This is a genomic window from Citrobacter sp. R4 (assembly GCF_026719175.1).
Taxonomy (GTDB): Bacteria; Pseudomonadota; Gammaproteobacteria; order Enterobacterales; family Enterobacteriaceae; genus Citrobacter_A; species Citrobacter_A sedlakii.
In genome coordinates, this window is the sequence record NZ_JAPPSU010000003.1 from 356103 (window position 1) to 371289 (window position 15187).

A 15187-nucleotide genomic window follows, 5' to 3' on the forward strand; every position below is an offset into this window, starting at 1 on the left:
TCCCTACAAAAGGAACAACAATGAAATTCAAACTCGCATTACTCAGTGCCACTCTGGTTTCTGCATGCATGTTGTCCGGCACGTCCTTTGCGGCAGAAAAATATGAAATCGCTGTGGTTGCAAAAGTGACGGGGATTCCATGGTTCAACCGCATGGAAACCGGCGTCAATGAAGCGGCGAAAAAGCTCGACGTCAACGCTTACCAGACCGGTCCGTCAACGCCCGATCCGGCGCAGCAAGTGAAAGTGATTGAAGATCTGATTGCCAAGAACGTGAACGCGATCATTGTGGTCCCGAATGACGCGAAAGTCCTTGAGCCGGTTCTGAAGAAAGCGCGCGATAAGGGGATTGTCGTCCTGACCCACGAGTCACCTGACCAGCAGATCGGTCAGTGGGATATTGAAACCATCGACAGCGAGAAGTACGCGCAGGCGAACGTTGACGAACTGGCGAAAAACATGGGTGGAAAAGGCGGCTACGCCATTTACGTTGGTTCGCTGACCGTACCGTTGCACAACGCCTGGGCCGACTACGCCATTAAGTACCAGAAAGAAAAATACCCTGACATGTTTGAAGTGACTTCGCGCCTGCCGGTAGCGGAGAGCATCGATAAATCCTACGCCACAACGCTGGATCTGATGAAAACCTACCCGCAGATGAAAGGCGTTATCGGGTTTGGCTCGCTGGGTCCGATCGGCGCAGGCCAGGCGGTACAGAAAAAACGGGCGAAAGATAAAATCGCCGTGGTTGGGATCGCGATGCCAGCACAGGCCGCGCCGTATCTGATGCGCGGTGATATCAAGAAAGCGATGTTGTGGGATCCGAAAGACGCTGGTTACGCGCTGGTCACGGTCGCCGATCAACTGCTGCAGGGCAAAGAGGTGACGCCGGATCTGACCATCGACGGTTTAGGGAAAGCCGATGTCGACATGGAAAAGAAAGTGATTCGCTTTAATAAGATCCTCGAAGTCACCAAAGACAACGCACAATCGCTCGGTTTCTAAGGCTTTTTGCCAACACCAGGGAAACCCAACGCCGTTCGTCTGAACGGCGCTATCAATAAAAATTAACACTTAGCGCCCTTCGGGGCGCTCGCAGGGGTATTGTCCATGACAGACACCACCGCATTTATCACTCTTGAGAATATCAGCAAGCAATTCCCGGGCGTGCTGGCGCTGGATAACGTGAATCTGACGCTGAAAAAAGGCGAAGTTCACTGCCTGGCAGGACAGAACGGCTGCGGAAAAAGCACCATCATTAAAGTGATTTCGGGCGTTTATCAGCCGGAAAAAGGGGCGCAGATCCAGTTGGATGGAAAACTGTTCCACCATCTTTCTCCGCAGCTCTCTTCACATTATGGCATCCAGGTGATCTATCAGGATTTATCCCTGTTCCCCAACTTCAGCGTGGCAGAGAACATTGCCGTCAACCGCTACCTACCCGGCGGCGATATCTGGGTACGCCGCGGCGCAATGAAACAACAGGCGCTGGCGGCAATGCGGCGCATTGGCGTGTCCATCGATCCGGACAAAAAAGTCGAAAAGCTGTCGATTGCCGACCGCCAACTGGTGGCTATTTGCCGCGCCATTGCCGCCGAAGCGCGGCTGGTCATTATGGATGAACCTACCGCTTCGTTGACCCGCCAGGAGGTTAACGGTCTGCTGCGGGTGGTAAACGAACTTAAGGCAGATGGCATCTGCGTGGTGTTTGTCAGCCACCGGCTTGATGAAGTGATGGAAGTGGCGGACCGCATCAGCGTCATGCGTGACGGCAAGCTGGTGGGCACGTATCCGGCAAGCGAGCTCGACAGCCACGAGCTGGCGTTCCTGATGACCGGCCAGCGCTTTCATTACAGCCCGCTCCCGGAAAAACCGTCGCCTGAGCAAGAACCCCTGCTTGAGCTACGCAACCTGAGCCGTCGTGGAAAATATCAGGACATCAATTTGTCGCTGCGCAGCGGCGAAATCGTGTCGATTGTCGGGTTACTGGGCGCCGGGCGCACCGAGCTGTGCCTGAGCCTGTTTGGCATGACCCAGCCGGAAAGCGGTGAAATTCGGATCAACGGTCAGCCGGTCCGGCTGCGTAATAACCAGGATGCTATCCGGCATGGGATCGGCTATGTCTCGGAGGATCGCCTGACGCAAGGGCTTATCATGGATCAGTCGATCTATGACAACACCATCGTCACGGTTTACGACAAACTGCATACGCGCAGCGGTCTGCTGGACCATCGCCACGCGCAAAAACAGGTCGCCGGACTGATCCGTGAACTGAACATTAAGGTTTCCGATCCGCAACTGCCGGTAAAAACGCTGTCCGGCGGAAACGCCCAGCGTATCGCCATTGCCAAATGGGTGGCGACCAACCCACGGATTCTGATCCTCGATTCGCCCACCGTGGGCGTGGATATCGCCAATAAAGAAGGGATCTACCAGATCGCCCGCGACCTGGCGGAGCAGGGAATGGCGGTGCTGATGATTTGCGATGAGATCCCGGAAGCCTATTACAACAGCCATCGGGTGCTGGTGATGCGTCGCGGAAAGTTGGTGGCGGAGTTTAACCCGCATCGCTGCTCTGAACAGGATATTGCCGAGGTGGTAGAGGTCATCCATGAATAATAATCGTCTCTCCCGCTTAGCGGGACACCATGAATTTTGGCTCGGCCTGCTGGTGATTGCGCTGGCGGTCGGGCTGAGCATCAAAACCGATGAATTTCTGTCGTTAGGTAACCTGACGGATGTCGCCACCAGCTACGCGATCCTCGGCATCCTCGCCTGCGGGCTGTTTGTGGTGCTGATCTCCGGCGGTATCGATATTTCGTTTCCGGCGATGACCGCCATTGCGCAGTATGCGATGGCAAGCTGGGTTATTGCCCACGGCGGCAACTTCCTGCTGGCCCTGGCGCTGGCCTGCGTCGTCGGGCTGCTGCTCGGCTTGCTCAACGGCTTTCTCGTTTACTGGCTGCGCGTACCGGCGATCATCATTACCATCGCCACGCTTAACGTCTATTACGGTCTGCTGGTTTACGCCACCAAAGGCACCTGGCTGTACGGCTTCCCGGACTGGTTTATGAACGGCATTAACTGGTTTTCGTTCACCGCCGCCGACGGTTATGACTACGGGCTAACCCTGCCATTGTTGTGCCTGGCGGCAGTGATTGTCTTTACCGCCGTGCTGATGAACTTTACCCGCCTGGGCCGACAAATTTACGCGATGGGCGGCAACCGCGACGCGGCCTCGCGCCTCGGTATGAATCTGCTGAAGCTGCATTTCTACGTTTACGGCTACATGGGAATTCTGGCGGGCGTCGCGGCGGTGGTGCAGGCGCAAATCACCCAGTCGGTAGCGCCAAACTCGCTGCTCGGTTTCGAACTCACTGTGCTGGCGGCAGTAGTGCTCGGCGGCACCAGCATGAGCGGCGGACGCGGCACGCTGACCGGTACGCTGCTCGGGGTGATCCTGTTGGCCTTTTTGCAAAACGGCCTGACGCTGCTGGGCGTCTCATCTTACTGGCACACCGTTTTCAGCGGCGCCATCATCCTGGTCAGCATCAGCGCGACGGCCTGGAACGAAAAACGCAAACTGGCAAGGGAGCTCTAAGATGAAAACGATAGCACGCGTTTTACCCGGTGATACCATCATCCGCCTGCAGTGCGTCATTATTATTGTCGTTGCCGTGATCTTTTCCGCGCTGCTGGGAAGCCGTTTTTTCAGCGCCGCCAATTTCCAGTCCATCGGCTCGCAGTTGCCGATCCTCGGTATGCTGGCGCTTGGCATGGGGATGACCATGCTTACTGGCGGCATCAACCTGTCGATTATCGCGGGCGCTAACGCCTGTTCGCTGGTCATGGCGGCGATCATCGTCAGTCAACCGGATAACCCGCTGTTTTTGGCGCTGGCGCTGCTGGCGGGCGCAGCGGTGGCCGTAGCGATCGGTGTCGTAAACGGGGCGCTCATCGCCTGGGTCGGCGTCTCACCCATCCTGGCGACGCTCGGTACCATGACGCTGATCTCCGGGTTGAACATTCTACTTTCCAACGGCACGGTGATTTCTGGTTTCCCGACAGCGATTCAGTATCTCGGTAACGCCACTGTCGCCGGTATTCCCGTCGCCCTGCTGCTGTTCCTGCTGGTTGCCGTCCTGCTATGGGTTTTGCTGGAGCACACCACGTTGGGGCGCAGTCTTTATCTGATGGGCTCCAACGAGCAGGCGACCCGCTACAGCGGTGTGAATACTGTGCGGGTGCAAATCTCGGTCTATGTCATTTCCGCTCTGCTCGGCTGGGTGGCGGCCATCTTGATGATGGCCAAGTTCAATTCGGCGAAAGCCGGCTACGGCGAGTCGTACCTGCTGGTGACCATTCTCGCCTCAGTGCTGGGCGGCATTAACCCGGACGGCGGCTTTGGGCGCATTATCGGCCTGGTGCTGGCGCTGGTGGTGCTGCAAATGCTGGAGAGCGGCTTTAATTTGCTGGGGATCAGTAGCTATCTGACCATGGCGCTCTGGGGCGCGGTGCTCATCCTCTTTATCGCATTACAGAATCGTAAAGCCTGATTTCAGGAGAAAAATGATGGCGAGTTATTTTATTGGTGTGGATGTAGGAACCGGTAGCGCCCGCGCAGGGGTGTTTGATCTCAACGGCAGAATGGTTGGACAAGCCAGCCGTGCGATTGAGATTTATCGTCCGCAGGCCGATTTCGTCGAACAGTCGTCAGACAATATCTGGCAGGCGGTGTGCAACGCCGTTCGCGATGCCATTAATCAGTCAGATATCAACCCTATTCAGGTCAAGGGGTTAGGCTTTGACGCGACCTGTTCGTTGGTGGTGCTCGACAAAGAGGGACAACCGCTGACCGTTAGCCCGTCGGGGCGCAGCGAGCAGAATATTATTGTCTGGATGGATCACCGCGCCATCACCCAGGCGGAACGCATCAACGCCCTGCACCACCGCGTGCTGGACTACGTTGGCGGTATTATCTCCCCGGAAATGCAGACCCCAAAGCTGCTGTGGCTGAAACAGCACATGCCGAACACCTGGGCCAACGCGGGCTATTATTTTGATTTGCCTGATTTCCTGACCTGGCGCGCCACCGGCGACGACACCCGTTCATTGTGCTCCACGGTCTGCAAGTGGACCTATATGGGCCACGAGGACAAATGGGATGCCAGCTACTTCCGCGAAATTGGCCTTGAAGATCTGCTGGAACACGATGCCGCCAAAATTGGCCGCTATGTCAAAACGATGGGCGAACCGTTGGGTCACGGTCTGAGTCAGCGCGCCGCCAGCGAAATGGGACTGATTCCGGGCACGGCGGTGAGCGTGTCGATCATCGACGCCCATGCCGGTACGCTCGGCACCCTGGGCGCCAGCGGCGTGTCGGGCGATGTGGCCGATTTCGATCGCCGGATCGCCCTGATTGGCGGCACCTCGACCGGCCATATGGCGATCTCTAAAGAACCGCGCTTTATCAGCGGCGTCTGGGGACCGTACTACTCAGCGGTGCTACCGGAATACTGGCTTAACGAAGGCGGACAATCCGCCACCGGCGCGTTAATCGATCATATTATTCAGTCACATCCGTGCTACGAAACGCTGCTGGCGCAGGCTACGTCGCAGGACCAAACTATCTATGAAGTGCTCAACGCGCTGCTGCGAAAAATGGCGGGCGAGCCGGAGAACATCGCCTTTTTAACCCGCGATATACATATTCTCCCCTACTTCCACGGTAACCGTTCGCCGCGCGCCAACCCCACCCTCACCGGGGCGATAAGCGGGCTGAAACTATCGCGGACTCCGGAAGATATGGCGCTACAGTATCTGGCCACCATTCAGGCCATCGCGTTGGGGACACGCCATATCATCGAGACCATGAACCAGAGCGGTTACAGTATCGACACCATTATGGCCAGCGGTGGCGGCACCAAGAATCCCGTCTTCGTGCAGGAACACGCTAACGCCACCGGCTGCGCGATGCTGCTGCCGGAAGAGAGCGAGGCGATGCTGTTGGGCGGCGCCATGATGGGCACGATCGCGGCGGGCGTTTTTGAGAGCTTCCCGGAAGCGATGTCGGCGATGAGCCGGATTGGCAAAACAGTGACCCCGCAGACCAACCGCATCAAACAGTATTACGACCGTAAATATCAGGTGTTTCATGAAATGTATCAGGATCATATGAAGTACCGCCAACTGATGCAGGCGGCGTCATGAGCCGCGCATGGCAACAGGCCACCGCCACCTGGACGCTGTATAGCGAGGCGCTGGCCGGACTGGCCGATCATCTGAGCGAGGCGCAGTGGCAGGCGTTAATGGCGGCGCTACGCACTTGCCGGGGGAAAATCGCCGTCACGGGCGTCGGCACCTCTGGCATTGCAGCGCGAAAAATCGCCCATATGCTGGCCTGCGTTGAACGTCCGGCGATCTACCTTAACGCCACCGACGCCGCGCACGGCGACCTGGGTTTTTTGGACGCGGACGATCTGGTCATTATGATCTCTCGCGGCGGGAACTCAGATGAGCTAACGCGCCTGCTGCCAGGACTCGCGGCGAAAAATGTACCGATTATCAGCGTCACCGAAAACGCTGACTCCGCCATCGCCCGCGCCGCCCGGCTGGTGATTTCAACAGGCGTTAAGCGTGAAGCCGACCCGCTAAACATGCTGGCGACCACTTCGATTATGCTGGTCATCGCCATTTTCGACGCCGCCTGCGCCTGCCTGATGAGCGAAAGTGGTTACTCAAAAGAGACGCTGTTGTCGGTGCATCCCGGTGGCGACGTTGGATTAACGTTACGCCAGACGCGTTAGCGTTTCCCGCTCCGCCGGCATCGGCGGGGCGTCTTTCAGACAACCGAACGATAAAAAAGCAAAAAATGCGCTTCAGGCGCTGCGTTTCACTCCTTCCTGACGCCCTGTACGTGAAAAATTCTGTGACCTTCCTCAGCAATCCTGACCTAAAGCATTTCATTCGTAATTATTATGGAAAAACTTTAGCTATTCTTATCAAACATACATTCGGGAGGTTCGACAGATGATGCCAACGCTTGCTCCGCCATCTGTACTTTCTGCTCCCCAGCGCCGTTGCCAGGTTTTGCTGACGCTTTTCCAGCCAGGGCAAATTGCCACCGCGGAAACATTCAGCGCGCTTAATGGCGTCGATGATGGGCTTGCCCGCGAAGATGTCACCGAAACGGGACGCGAGATCCAGCGCTATCATCGACTGAGCATCATTTCTGGCCCTGACGGTTGCTACCGGATCGAAGGTACAGCGCTCGATCAGCGCCTCTGCCTGCTGCACTGGCTGAGACGCGGCTTACGGTTATGCCCCAATTTTATTTCCCAGCACTTCTCGCCCGCCCTCAAGCGCGAGCTAAAGCAGCGGGGGATCCTGCGCACGCTCTACGATGACACCAACCTTCACGCGCTGATCAACCTCTGCGCCCGCCGTCTGCAAAAGCCGTTCGAGAGTCGCGACGTGCAGTTTTTACGCCTCTATTTGCAGTATTGCCTTTTGCAACATCACGCGGGCATTGCGCCGGAATTTAATCCGATCCAGCAGCGCTGGGTGCAAACATGCGCCGAATATCAGCTCGCCCAAGAAATTGGGCGCCACTGGCAGCGACGCGTGCGACAGGATGCGCCGCTCACGGAGTCGCTGTTTATGGCGCTGCTGTTTTCGATGGTGCGCCTGCCCGATCCGATCCGCGACAACCATCAGCAAAACCGGCGGCTACGGCTGGCCATCGCCCGTCTGGTGCTGCGCTTTCGCGAACTGGGCGCGGTGCGGTTCAACGATGAACAAGGGCTGAACGATCAGTTATACATTCACCTTGCCCAGGCGCTGAACCGCAGTCTGTTCTCGATCGGTATTGATAACACCCTGCCGGATGAATTCGCGCGTCTTTATCCGCGCCTGATGCGCACCACCCGCGAGGCTCTGCGCGGTTTTGAAGAGGAATACGGCGTTGCGTTTTCCGAAGAAGAGACGGGTCTGGTGGCGGTGATTTTCGGCGCGTGGTTGATGCAGGAAAATGATCTACACGAAAAGCAGATCCTCTTACTGACCGGCGATAACCGCATGCTGGAGCAGCAGATAGAACAGCAGCTTCGCGAACTGACGCTACTGCCGTTAAATATCAAACCGGTGCCGATGCGCACATTTCAGCAGGAAGGGTCGCCGCGCGGCGTCGCGCTGATCGTCACGCCTTACACCACGCCGCTGCCCCTGTTTTCTCCGCCGCTGATACACGCGGCGGAGGCGTTAACGCCGCACCAGCAACAGCAGATCCGCAAAATGCTGGAGTCAGGCTGAAGCCGTTACTTTTGGCCGCAGCGCCATCGCGGGCAGAGCCACCAGCGCCATCACCCAGAACACGCCGTTGCCCAGATGCTGATAGAGGAATCCGGCAAAGACCGTCATGATGGCGATACTGCCGCCCATCGCCACCGCGGAATAGACCGCCTGCAGGCGAATCACTTCACTCCCCTGCCGCGCGGCGATATAGCGCATCGCGGCCAGGTGACATACGGTAAACGTGCCGCAGTGCAGGATCTGCGCCACAATCAACCACGGCAGCGCGGTGGTCCAGCCCATCAGCGCCCAGCGAATCACGCCGCAGACGGCGGAAAGCAGCAACAGGTCGCGGGCGCTAAAGCGGCGGAACAGCTTTTTGCTAAGAGCGAAGATGACAACTTCCGCCACGACGCCAAGCGACCACAAATACCCTACCGCCGAGGCCGAATACCCGGCCCCCTGCCAGTAAATCGCGCTAAAGCCGTAATAAGCGGCATGCGCCCCTTGCAGCAGGCAGACGCAGGCCAGAAAGCGCCAGCTCTGGGTCACCAACGCTCGCCACGCCGACCATCCGGCGCTCTCCTGCTGGCGGCTTTCTCCCTGCGGCGGCACGCTCGGACGCAGCAGCATACCGAGCAGCATGGATGCAATCCCCAGGGTGAGCATTACCAGAATCGCCCGATAATCAAACAGACTCACGAGCTTACCGGTTAGCGCCGAGCCGATCACAAAGGCGACTGACCCCCACAAACGCACCCGGCCATAGTCCATCGTGATCTGTTTTTGCCAGGTGTTTGCCAGCGCATCGGTTAACGGCACCAGCGGGGAGAAAAAAAGGTTAAAGCCGACCATCACGACCATCAGCCACGCCACGTGGGCGCCCGCCCAGAATGCCAGCGCGAACACCAGCGTCAGCAGCGCCAGGATGCGCAGCGCTGAAATCAACCGCGACGGGTCGCTGACCCGGGGGGCAATCAACAGGCTGCCAAGAAAACGGGCGATCAGTCCGGCGCCCAGCAGCAAACCGATGGTTTCGGGGGTTAACCCGGCGCCATTAAGCCAGACGCTCCAGAAAGGTAAGAAAATACCGTAGCTAAAAAAATAGGTGAAGTAACCGAGCGCCAGCCAGCGCGTGGAGTGCAAGACCATGATTCCCTCCCGTTTGGAGGCGATAGTCTGGCGATAAACGCAGGCTGACGCAAGTGAACATTAACAGCGGGATAACCTCTTTTTTGCCTTAATCAACGCGGATTTGCAGGGCAAAACGGCACGCTTCTCCCGCACTTAATACACGTAATCCCGGCTGCCCCGGCATGTGGTGGGCGTTAACCGGATGCGACTGCGGCTCAAGGCAGAGGAATGACCGACCCGGCATTCTGAACAGCATCAGCCAGGGAGTTTGAGCTGAAAGCGTGATCTTCATCACGCCATGTCGGATGACCGCCCGTCCTCCCCAGCCGGAATAGCCCACATTCAGCCAGCGATCCGCGCCATTATGCGCCCGGCTGAAATCCGCTTCTGGCGGAATGTCGCTGCGCCAGGCCAACGGCAGGTGCTGTTCCCCTTCCGGCCAGTAGCCGCTGGCGGAAAACTGCGCTGTACTTTGCGCGTCAAAAGCAAACCAGGGATGAAATCCACAGCCGTAAAGCATCGGTCGCTGACCCTGATGGGTTATCGAGAGCTGCGCCGCCAGCGTTGCGCCGTCGAGAGCGTAACGCAAGGTGGCCCAATAATCGTAGCCGCAGGGGTGCTGGCTTCGCAGACGCAAAACGCAGTGCTGATCGCCAGCGTCGGCCACCTCCCAGCGTTGACGCCAGCCGTCTCCGTGCAGCCAGAACGTGGGGTCAGCATCATGCAAGGGCAGTTGAACGTCGCCGTCGCGCTGGGAAAAACGGTTTCCCGCCACACGGTTAGCCACCGGCAACATGGGAAACAGCCCACCCGCGCCGTCGCCTGTATACAATACTGGCTGCTGATGTGGTAACGAAAACAGCGTCAGCAGCCTGCCTCCTTGCGGATCCACGCGCATCCGCAGATGCGCGTTTTGCAGCGTCAGCGCGGAGCTCATGAGCGTGCGCTTTTCTGCTGCGCCGACGGGCTGGTTTTCAGCTGTTTAGCCGCCAACTGTTCTTCCAGCGCTTCCAGCGTCACGCCTTTGGTCTCCGGCACGTTACGCAGGATGTACAGAAAACCCATCGCGCAAATCACGCCATAGAGCAGGAAGCTGCCTGCCGCGCCGAGTCCGGCATTGAGCAGCGGAAAGGTATACGTCAACAGGAAACAGGCGATCCACAGCGCCAGCGTCCCCAGCGACATCGCCAGACCGCGCACCCGGTTGGGAAAAATCTCGGAAAGCAGCACCCACGTTACCGGGGCAAGGGTCATGGCATAGATCGCGATCGCCGCCAGTACCAGAACCAGCACCGGCCAGCCCATGATCCCCATGCCATACGCGCCCGCAATCAACACATAGATGACAGTCAGACCGGATGCGCCAAACAACATCAGTTTGCGTCGACCAATTTTGTCGACCAGCGGCAGCGCGGCAAGCGTAAACACCAGGTTAATGATGCCGGTGGCGACGATGGATTTCAGCGTACCGTTAATGTCGAAGCCCGCAGAGGCGAAGATCTCCTGGGCATAGTTGAAGATCACGTTGATCCCGCACCACTGCTGGAACACCGCAAGCACCATCCCGATAACCACGATCGGCTTGATCTGCGGCTGTAGCAGCGTCGACCAGGCGACTTTATGGTTATCTTTACGCAGGGAGTGTTCAATCTCTTTCAGCGTCTGCCCGGCGTACTCCGTACTGCCAATCCGCTGTAGCATCGCGCGCGCCCGCTCCGGTTTCCCCGCCTTCACCAGCCAGCGCGGCGACTCCGGCACAAAAAACATCAGCACCAGAAACGCCAGCGCCGGAACAAGCTCGGCGCCAAACATCCAGCGCCAGCCGGTCTGACCGTTCCAGCTTTCCACGATGGCCTGTTGCGTCGCGCCTGGCGCGACGGGTTCGGCGATCAGCAGGTTGATCAGCTGCGCCGCGAGTACGCCGATCACAATAGTTAACTGGTTAACCGCCACAAAGCGACCGCGCTTTTCCGCCGGACTGACCTCGGCGATGTACAGTGGACTCAGGGCTGAGGCCAGACCGATCCCGATACCGCCGACGATGCGGTAAATAACAAACATATCGAAATTATGGGCAACGGCGGTTCCCCATGCCGAGGCGCTGAACAGAATGGCCGCGAGGATCAGCGGCATTTTGCGACCGAACTTATCGGCGCACCAGCCGGAAATCAGCGCGCCAAAAATACAGCCCACCAGCGCGGAACTCATTGCCCAGCCGGACTGCGCCGGATCGGTAATGGAAAAGTACGCTTCATAAAAGGGCTTTGCCCCACCAATGACCACCCAGTCATAGCCAAACAATAAACCGCCGCAGGCCGCAACCAGACAAATGGTCCAGACGTAGCCGATATTCAGGTGTGTCTGCGCATTATTCATGTTGATTCCTCTTTCAGGGAAACGCAGGGAACAGGAGGTTGTCGGTGGTGTTTCCACCACCGGTTCAGGGTTTAGTTCCATAACGCCAGGGGGATGGCGTGGCGCAGGAGCAGCGCTTTGTCATGCGCCGGATTCGCCTGCAGTAATGCGTCGAACGCCAGCTGGCTGGCGGTAAGATTGCCCAGCCCCAGATGCCCTAACGCGGTGATAAACAGACAGTGCTGTTGGTGCTTCGCCGCCGCGGGCGTATCAAGCACCACCAGATCCGGCAACGAAACGGCGAAGAAGTCCACCTCTGGCACGTTGTCGCGCTGAGTTTCGACCCAATGCAGGAAGCTCTGGAACAACCGCTCCGCAGCGTGATGCTCGCCCAGCGCCTTCAGCGCCATGCCCTGCCAGAACAAGTAATCCACCGGTTGATCGTTATAATAGCGGCCAGCATCAAGCGAACTGCCGCCGCGCGTCGCTCGCGCAAAATAGCGCTGCGCCTCGTCGTGATGCCCCTGTTGCTGCGCGCAGTAGCCAAGCAGATACCAAATGTCATTATCCGTTTGCCCCGGCAAACGCCCCTCGCCCAGGTTATGCGGATAGCTCAGCGCCTGTTGCAGCAGGTAGACCGCATTCTGGTACGCGCCTTCGCCGATCGCCGCCAGCGCCCGATGCATCTGGTTGATCAGGTACTGGCCGGTCGCCTTCCCTTCGCCCCCTTCCCAGGGATGGAATGCCCGCTCGCGCAGGACCTTCGCCGCCGCCTCGTAGTCGCCCAGTCCGTTCCACAGGCTGAGCAATTCCACAGTGAGATCGTCGCGCTGAAAAACAACGGACTGGCGGGAGACCAGCTGTTGCAGACGCTGTGCAGCAGGGGTAGCCAGCAGTTTGTCGAGGTAATCCCGTTCAAACAGGAAGCGGGCGTTGTCCGGCTCCAGCGCCACCGCCTGCGAAAGGTACTGTCGCGCCAGTACGGCATCCTGCTGTTTATTCCATGCGTAGATGCCTAGCAGACGATGCACCGGTGCGAAATCCGCTTCCTGCGCAAGCGTGAACTGCCAGCAGGCCAGCGCCGCATCGTAACGGCGTTTGCTGTACCAGAAGCAGCCGAGTAAATATTGCGCCCACGGGCTGTCCGGTAGCGTTTGCAGCATTTGCACTTCGTCGAGCGTATTCGGGAAGCGCACCCGGTTGTGCAGACAGGCGCGTGACCGATCAATCAACGACTGCGGGTTATCGCTCAGGGATGCGCGCCAAAGCAGCGGCAGCGTTTCCTGGCTGTCCAACAGCTCCAGCACGTCGCGCGCAGCGTCTTGCTGACCACAGGAGAGCAGCCAACCCGCCAACTCACAGGCGTTAGTACCGCGTCGTCCCGTGATGGCGATCAACGCATCTTTCGTTGACTCGTCGCGACTCACCGCCCAGCGCGCATAGTGCAGCGCGTAGCTGAGCGGATAATCGCGAAGCTGCTGATCGATCCAGGTCAGCGCGTCAGCTTCACGGCCCAGCTTCGCCAACACCAGCGCCTTTAACCCCATCGCCAGGTTGTTACTACCGTTAACGCGCAGGCTTTGATTGACTTTGTCCAGCGCGTCCGCGTAATTTCCCCGCCGCATCGCTATTCGCGCCAGCGACCAGAACGCGGCATCCCGACAGTTCCCGCTCCAGCTCGCTTTAAAGTAGTGATCCCATGCCGCGTCGAAATTCCCCTGCCGCTCCAGCGCGGCGGCAAGCAACATGCTGGCTTCGCCGTCACGCGGGTTTTTGTTGAGCTTGTGCGCTCGCGCCAACGCGGCGCTCGCACACTGTGCCGCCAGCGTCCAGTCCGCGCGGTTTAGCGCCAGCGTACCCAGCGCGACGTTGTTGCGATAATCCAGCGGATCCACCTCCAGCGCCCGACGATAGTAATCCTCGGCATAACGGCTGGCATGGTTGTATTGCTCCAGGTGCTGACCAATAAAGTAGAGCTCATCGGTATTGGAGAGCGCTTCCGGCATCGCCGGCGCCGTTGCTGCCGACGGCAGGGGAACCTCCCCGGCGATGTGTTCTTCGTATTTCAGCCATTCCCGTCCATCAGGATGGCTTACCGTCATCGTGATCCGGTCCGGGCCGTTTTCCACGATCCGTGTCATCCAGCTCTGGCCCGGCGCCAGCGTCAGGGTGGTTTCATAAAAAGGCGCGCCCTCTGCGCTGAGCGTCACTCGCGCCTCATGCAGCGGCGCGATGGCGTAAACGCCAACCGACAGAACGCCGTCTTCACGCACCAGACGGAGCGCCAGATCGGTGCTGGCATTCTGTACCATGCCCAGTTCGCTGTAAGGAAGGAAGTTCTGGACGAACACCTTTTCCTCATAAGGCGCAAGCCAGGTAAAATCCGGCTGGTTATCAGTGAAAACGCCGGTCATCAGTTCGATATACGGGCCGTTATCATCGGTCAGGTTACGATCCCAGGCGACGCCAAAATCGCCGTATCCCCAGGTCCACTGTTTTTTACCCGGTGAAACGTGATGATCGGCCACATGCAACAGGCCACCACGTTCACCGTGATGCCAGGCGCCGACAAAGTCATAGTCTGACTTTTCCGCCATGTAGGAGGTCGGAACCGGCACGTTTTTGTAGCGGGAGATATCCACGCCCGCCGAGTAATCGACTTTATAGTAGGTGCCGGTGGCGATCGGAAAAGCAGAAACGTCGCGCTTGCCGTGGTCAAATACCGCCGTCACGTCCGGCGGAAATACGCTCTGATGATCGTCCCCCCCCTTCACCGCCGGGTTAGCCCACCACAAAAAATGGCGCGGTGTCGCGTTGCCGTTGAATACCTTACCGGTGATTTCAATCAGCGCGCGATCCGGATACAGCGTAAAACCAGCCATAACCTGCAAACCGCGCATCGGCTCCACCTCGCCCATCCAGACGGTTTGTTCGCCGTTTTCACCCGCCTGGACGGTGAAATCCACCGGCATAAAGGTGGTGGGACGGTGGTGCTGCGGCCAGTTAAACTCAATGCCGCCGGAGATCCACGGCCCCAGCAAGCCGACCAGCGCGGGTTTCACCACTTCGTTGTAATAGACAAAATCGCGCGCCCGCACTTTGTCGTAAGCGCGATGAATACGTCCACCCAGCGCCGGTAGCAGCATGACGCGGATAAAATCGTTCTCCATCCACACGGCCTGATACTCACGCATCTCACGTTTGCCGGTCAGCGTATCAATAACGCCATACGGATACACGGCGCCGGAAGAGCCCTGGTAGACGCGCTTTTCAAGAAACATGGGGTTTGGATCTTCTTCCCCCACCGTCCAGGTCGGAAGTGATAAGGTTTCCTGCCAGACCTTAACTGAACCGTACATGCTGCCTCCACTCAATGAATAAAAGTAAAATATCGACTTAAGGCTATTGTG

The 15187-nt window shown here is 58.3% G+C and carries 11 protein-coding genes; 7 read left to right on the top strand and 4 right to left on the bottom strand.

Features of this window, described 5'->3' with window-relative positions:
• Nucleotides 1-20 precede the first annotated feature (20 nt).
• From OOJ60_RS10410 to csiE, 7 genes are all read left to right on the top strand, one after another.
• Nucleotides 21-1004 (top strand): autoinducer 2 ABC transporter substrate-binding protein, encoded by a 984-nt coding sequence (locus tag OOJ60_RS10410; RefSeq protein ID WP_060570492.1) that lies wholly within the window; start codon nt 21-23, stop codon nt 1002-1004.
• A gap of 105 nt (nt 1005-1109) precedes the next feature.
• The gene (locus OOJ60_RS10415) at nt 1110-2618 is read left to right on the top strand and encodes a sugar ABC transporter ATP-binding protein (RefSeq protein ID WP_042291438.1); all 1509 of its coding nucleotides are present in this window, start codon (nt 1110-1112) and stop codon (nt 2616-2618) included.
• Nucleotides 2611-3600, top strand: coding sequence for an ABC transporter permease (locus tag OOJ60_RS10420; protein WP_042291441.1), 990 nt, complete (start codon nt 2611-2613; stop codon nt 3598-3600). Before OOJ60_RS10415 ends, OOJ60_RS10420 begins: the two co-directional genes overlap by 8 nt.
• A 1-nt stretch (nt 3601) precedes the next feature.
• Nucleotides 3602-4555, top strand: a complete 954-nt coding sequence (locus OOJ60_RS10425; protein ID WP_205612518.1) for an ABC transporter permease — start codon at nt 3602-3604, stop codon at nt 4553-4555.
• A 16-nt stretch (nt 4556-4571) separates the two neighbouring features.
• Nucleotides 4572-6209, top strand: a complete 1638-nt coding sequence (locus OOJ60_RS10430) for an FGGY-family carbohydrate kinase (protein WP_042291448.1) — start codon at nt 4572-4574, stop codon at nt 6207-6209.
• On the top strand, nt 6206-6805 hold the full coding sequence (locus tag OOJ60_RS10435) for a KpsF/GutQ family sugar-phosphate isomerase (protein WP_181822749.1): 600 nt from the start codon (nt 6206-6208) through the stop codon (nt 6803-6805). Before OOJ60_RS10430 ends, OOJ60_RS10435 begins: the two co-directional genes overlap by 4 nt.
• A gap of 223 nt (nt 6806-7028) precedes the next feature.
• Entirely contained in the window at nt 7029-8309 is a 1281-nt protein-coding gene (gene csiE, locus OOJ60_RS10440; protein ID WP_060570486.1) for a stationary phase inducible protein CsiE, read from the top strand.
• On the opposite strand, the gene OOJ60_RS10445 is transcribed toward csiE, so the two are convergent.
• The 4 genes from OOJ60_RS10445 to OOJ60_RS10460 form a co-directional block, all read right to left on the bottom strand.
• Nucleotides 8301-9440, bottom strand: coding sequence for a 3-phenylpropionate MFS transporter (locus tag OOJ60_RS10445; protein WP_205612519.1), 1140 nt, complete (start codon nt 9438-9440; stop codon nt 8301-8303). The two genes, csiE and OOJ60_RS10445, sit on opposite strands and share 9 nt — an antisense overlap.
• A gap of 88 nt (nt 9441-9528) precedes the next feature.
• Nucleotides 9529-10359, bottom strand: a complete 831-nt coding sequence (locus tag OOJ60_RS10450) for an aldose 1-epimerase (RefSeq protein WP_205612520.1) — start codon at nt 10357-10359, stop codon at nt 9529-9531.
• Entirely contained in the window at nt 10356-11798 is a 1443-nt protein-coding gene (locus tag OOJ60_RS10455; RefSeq protein ID WP_060570484.1) for a sugar porter family MFS transporter, read from the bottom strand. Before OOJ60_RS10455 ends, OOJ60_RS10450 begins: the two co-directional genes overlap by 4 nt.
• Nucleotides 11799-11869: 71 nt before the next feature.
• Entirely contained in the window at nt 11870-15136 is a 3267-nt protein-coding gene (locus OOJ60_RS10460) for a DUF5107 domain-containing protein (protein ID WP_205612521.1), read from the bottom strand.
• Nucleotides 15137-15187: the final 51 nt, after the last annotated feature.

What these genes read in the sequence shown, in the direction of transcription:
- OOJ60_RS10460 (WP_205612521.1), bottom strand. Translation starts at nt 15,136, where the DNA reads ATGTACGGTTCAGTTAAGGTCTGGCAGGAAACCTTATCACTTCCGACC.
- OOJ60_RS10410 (WP_060570492.1), top strand. Translation starts at nt 21, where the DNA reads ATGAAATTCAAACTCGCATTACTCAGTGCCACTCTGGTTTCTGCATGC.
- OOJ60_RS10445 (WP_205612519.1), bottom strand. Translation starts at nt 9,440, where the DNA reads ATGGTCTTGCACTCCACGCGCTGGCTGGCGCTCGGTTACTTCACCTAT.
- OOJ60_RS10450 (WP_205612520.1), bottom strand. Translation starts at nt 10,359, where the DNA reads ATGAGCTCCGCGCTGACGCTGCAAAACGCGCATCTGCGGATGCGCGTG.
- OOJ60_RS10430 (WP_042291448.1), top strand. Translation starts at nt 4,572, where the DNA reads ATGGCGAGTTATTTTATTGGTGTGGATGTAGGAACCGGTAGCGCCCGC.
- OOJ60_RS10420 (WP_042291441.1), top strand. Translation starts at nt 2,611, where the DNA reads ATGAATAATAATCGTCTCTCCCGCTTAGCGGGACACCATGAATTTTGG.
- OOJ60_RS10435 (WP_181822749.1), top strand. Translation starts at nt 6,206, where the DNA reads ATGAGCCGCGCATGGCAACAGGCCACCGCCACCTGGACGCTGTATAGC.
- OOJ60_RS10425 (WP_205612518.1), top strand. Translation starts at nt 3,602, where the DNA reads ATGAAAACGATAGCACGCGTTTTACCCGGTGATACCATCATCCGCCTG.
- OOJ60_RS10455 (WP_060570484.1), bottom strand. Translation starts at nt 11,798, where the DNA reads ATGAATAATGCGCAGACACACCTGAATATCGGCTACGTCTGGACCATT.
- csiE (WP_060570486.1), top strand. Translation starts at nt 7,029, where the DNA reads ATGATGCCAACGCTTGCTCCGCCATCTGTACTTTCTGCTCCCCAGCGC.
- OOJ60_RS10415 (WP_042291438.1), top strand. Translation starts at nt 1,110, where the DNA reads ATGACAGACACCACCGCATTTATCACTCTTGAGAATATCAGCAAGCAA.